Genomic DNA, 4464 nt, shown 5'->3' with positions numbered 1-4464 from the left:
ACGAGTTCTAAACATGTTTCTTTTACAATATCCTATTAGATCAGAGATTTAAAGCTCTCCACTCTAGCTGACTTGCGCTGTCATCATCAAAGTTACCAAACTCGTTTTCTCTTTCCTACTCAATTGATGCCAAACTTTTATTCAAAATTTCAGGAAAAACCAGAATAACTGGTATGAGTGCCTCTTTATCAACTTTGTAATTTCCCCAGACATGCCCGGGAAAATCGACTGACACATCCCACGTGAACCCCTCGTCTCGAAACCGCTCAATTGAGCCCCTGAGCACGCTCGCTTTCACACAACCTAGGTCAGGGTTCAATCAGAGCCGGGTCGTGCGGCGCACAAAAAAACCGGCTCCGATGCATTTTCCATCGGGGCCGGTCTTTGATGTAGCTTTGGTCAACGACTTCTGTGTGAAAACACTAAGACTTCTGACCGACAACACGCTTACGGATATCTGTTTCCAGAACGCCGAATGCCTGTTCATGACGCTGTAGAGCCATGGAGAGTGCGCTAAGCAATCGTTTGGCTGTGAAGTGATTCAGAATAATGCGCTGGCCCACAGTGATTTCCGTGTTGGTCGGATCAAGCGGTTGTGGATTCAACCCCAAGTCCAGAATCAATTCCTCTGGAGTACTGGAAACTCGGCAGAAGTTAGCATAGCTGGCTGAGACATTACTGTCATTCACTTTGACCTGCTGCTGTTGCGGGGCTGGAGCTGGTGCTGCTGCTGCAGTTGTTTCTTCACCTGGTTTGTCGTCTTTTTTAGCACTCACGCTTGTGTTCTCCTGAATGTTACAAAATCTTAAGAAGTAATTGGTTCCAGAAATAGGAACCTGAACTGATTTGGGGAGCAGATATCGCCTGCGAGAACAGGCAAATCAGCCCATAAAATTGAATGGTCTGTCCTGGTTTGCTCCAAGACTCCTGAAACATACCATCCCGCTGTTCAGCATTCAAGAACAGAAAGGACAGACTTGCAAACTCTTTCAAGACAGTCATCAATGGCTACCGAAAATGACTGTATGTTGACAAAAAGCAACTCCGTTACCCATTTTTCCCACAGTAGCCAATTAATAAAACATAGAGAAAAAAAGCCCTTATGGTGATCTCTAGGAACCTCATAAGGGCTGGGTTTAATACTGTGTTAATAAAATACCGATTTAAAGAATTGGACCTGCCCAGTCAGAGAAGACATCATCAAATCCGGCATCGAACTGTTCACTCATTCCAGACAGAGCCAGATCATGCTCAATCAGATCCGAACTCTTGAGAGTGTGAGTTTCTCCACCATTGATAATTGCCAATCCATTGAGACGCAGATCACTGACCAGTTCTTCACTCAGACCTTCCAGAACAGTCAGATCAAGCTCGTTCTGATCCAACGCGGTCAGTTTGAGATTCAGGTGGTTCAGTGCCAGATTGACTTGTGGCAGTCCAACTTCGCTCAATTCCGACAGACTGTTGGAAATCGAAAATACGACTGGTTCCAAAGCGGCAACTGGTGTAAACGCTGTCATCATTTGATTTCCAGCATCAGCGTCAGTTGCTTCAAGCTGCTGTGTCAGCGGCAGATTGGCTGTTAAAGGAGCATTCACACCTACCAGAATATCAAAGTTGCCGGTAGCCGCCGATGCATGTGCGGCCTGCAGAATGAGTGCATCCAATACAGAAGGCAGTTTGCGGACACCCGGATCTAAAGTTGCATTCAGAACATCGCCGGCATGAACCGTGTCATCCAGGTGCAAGCCGTCATCTGTCAGTGTCGCTTCAAATCCACTGCCGACAAAACTCAATGTCCCGCCGACACCCACTTCTATATGGCTTTGGAACGGAGCATAGGAGTCTGTGAAACCGGCAACGTGGCCAATTTCATGCAACAGTACGGTGAGCAGGTCGTAACGGCCGGCGGCATCAGAACTGCTGTCAGCCGTGTAAGCGACGCCCCCTTCCAGCTCAGAACCACCAAAGGCAGTCGTAGAGATATCAGAATACCAGCCCAGACCGGCGGCATTGTCGTCGAGTGTGATCATGCCGGCTACAGGACGTCCCTGCTCGTCGACGGCGGTAATCTGCCCTTCACCCAACTGAGTCCCACCGAGGTCGGTAATCACCAGTTTAATATCAAGTGGCTGATCCATGCCTAATGCTGCCTGCCAGATTCCCAGAGCCTCGTCCATCACTTCATCAATGGAGGAATTGCCTGTGATATCTGTCGTTTTTCCGTACCAGCGTTGCAGGAAGTTCGCCGGATAAACGACTTCTTGTGTACCACCTTTATGCACACCGTAATTCGTGGCAAAGAAACTCAGATCCTTAAAGTTCACGGTGCCGCTCTTGTCAGCATCGAGAGCCCAGACATAAGGCGAGTTCGTATCGAGTACATTCTGACCATAAACAGAAGCCAGAATCATCAGGTCACGAAAATTGATGACATCATCATCGTTCACATCATAGGCAATCGCCCACAGGTCCGTTTCGGGAGCATCACCAATCAGCAAGGTGGTCTGGGCATCATTCGTCAGATTGATGCTCACGTTGCTCAGTGACAGACCCAACGCATGCGGTCCGATGAATTTGTCTTCAAAGTCAATTGAGACATCATCCTGCTCCAGCGATTCAAACTTCACTCGGGCCAACAGGGCTTTCTTACCGTTCCCTGTTTTTTCACCCTCGGCGATACCACTTAATCCGGACACCACACCCGTGACATCATCGATCACTGCCTGACCCGAAGCGGCAAAGGCACTGCCAAATTCAATCGTCGTGGCGGTGAAGAAATTCGTGTTGTAATTCAAATCGGCAACAGCGTTGATGATGCCTTTCGCATCCGCGGACTCCACGTAAACTTCGACCCAGAACGAACTCCACTCATCAATCCAGGTATCACTGGCAGGCAAAGCAGAAGTCTGGCCGCTTGCGTCCAGTTCTGTCTGAGTGCGAACCACCACCAGATCGACGGTGGTTCCTTCTTCCAGGGTGCTGGCTGTTTCGATGGACTGCGTACCATGTAATGGAGGGATTCCATTCTGCACGGTAATCGTCAGGTCATATGTCCCAACATCTGTTGGGGAAACACTCCCCATATTACCAACAGTCGTAGTTGGATCATACGTCGCGTTACCGAAAGCACTCACACCAATATAGTAAGTTCCGGTCGAAGACGCGACGAAGGAAATGTAAGAATCCACTCCGAAGAAAAATTCATCCGGGGCCACATCATCATTAGAAGTATTGAGTTCATTGCCCGCAGCATCAAAGATCCGCAGATAACTGTCGAGCCCGGTATTAAACTGATCGGCATCGACATCCACAATGACGGTATCGCCGGCATCCAGCTGAACCATGAACATGTCCACATCCAGCAATGGATCAGCCAAAGAACTGTTGTTACCAAGAATCCCCTGGTAGACCTCTGTCCCGGGAGTCGCCGAGCTCAATGGAGTGACTTCAGCTGTGGAAATCGTATCGCCGAATTCATCCGTATTTTCCTGACCTACAGTGAAGTAGGAAGTCACGGAGCCCACAAAGTTCAACACCACATCTTCGCCACCCGAAGTCGTGAAGCTGAGCGTTCGGCTGACGGGAATAATCAGTTCAAATACTCCCGTTGAAACTTCAGTTATTTTTGCCTGATCCCAGCTGTCCAGGCCAGCAGGAGGTGCAATACCAATACCCGGATTGAAATAAGTCATTGTCAACCCAGACGCCACGTCCGAACTTCGGTCACCTATGAAATTACCAAAGGTGGGTATCGCAACGAACGAATCAATTTGACCATTCGCCAGAGTCCAGTCTTCGGTAATGTTAAACTGACCATCCATGCTCAGTGTCTGATCTGTGGAAAAGACCGTGGCAATGGCATCACGGATCGCCGAGTACAAATTACCATTGACCCCTGGACCTCCCACGTCTGGTATCTGTTGACGTCCCTGCAGACCGAAATCAGCTAAATCGAAATCATTGAAGTTTCCAAGTGCATCACGATTGGGCCGTGATTGCCCACTCGGATTGACTTCGACCAGTGAATCAATAATTCGAATCGTCGTGGGATTATTGATATCATCGACAACAACACCCAGACGACCACTCAGACTGGTGCTGTCTAAACCCGGTGATTGCGTTTGCGGATCCAGATCCAGGATCGTGCCACCACCCAGATCGATGGTCCCCGAGATCGACAGACTGCTCAGATCGGTTTGAATGAAGAACTCTGACGGTTGAACTTGTGTCACAGAGGTACTGACAATCGAAATCTGACTCAGATCGATTTCGTTACCACGCCTGACGGAATCATCGCCCGGCGTAATGTTAATGCTGTATACTACCGGATCCGCATCCGGTGTTGCCGCATCTGCAATGAACGACACATAACCAATCCGGGCATACCCATTGGTCGCAAAACCTGGGAGCACCGTTAATCCGCTAAAGTCATTCACAATACCATTGAAGTTACAAAATTAT

General features: G+C 48.7%; 2 protein-coding genes. Both read right to left on the bottom strand.

Translation table 11 applies throughout. The features are described 5' to 3' along the window. Positions 1-422: 422 nt before the first annotated feature. Positions 423-776 (bottom strand): DUF3467 domain-containing protein, encoded by a 354-nt coding sequence (locus tag Q0294_RS03435; RefSeq protein ID WP_299460947.1) that lies wholly within the window; start codon positions 774-776, stop codon positions 423-425. A 387-nt stretch (positions 777-1163) separates the two neighbouring features. Then, the gene (locus Q0294_RS03430) at positions 1164-4415 is read right to left on the bottom strand and encodes a pre-peptidase C-terminal domain-containing protein (protein ID WP_299460945.1); all 3252 of its coding nucleotides are present in this window, start codon (positions 4413-4415) and stop codon (positions 1164-1166) included. Positions 4416-4464 lie beyond the last annotated feature (49 nt).

The sequence above is a fragment of the uncultured Gimesia sp. genome (assembly GCF_937919775.1).
GTDB lineage: Bacteria > Planctomycetota > Planctomycetia > Planctomycetales > Planctomycetaceae > Gimesia.
This window is presented reverse-complemented; position numbering and strand designations above follow the sequence as displayed.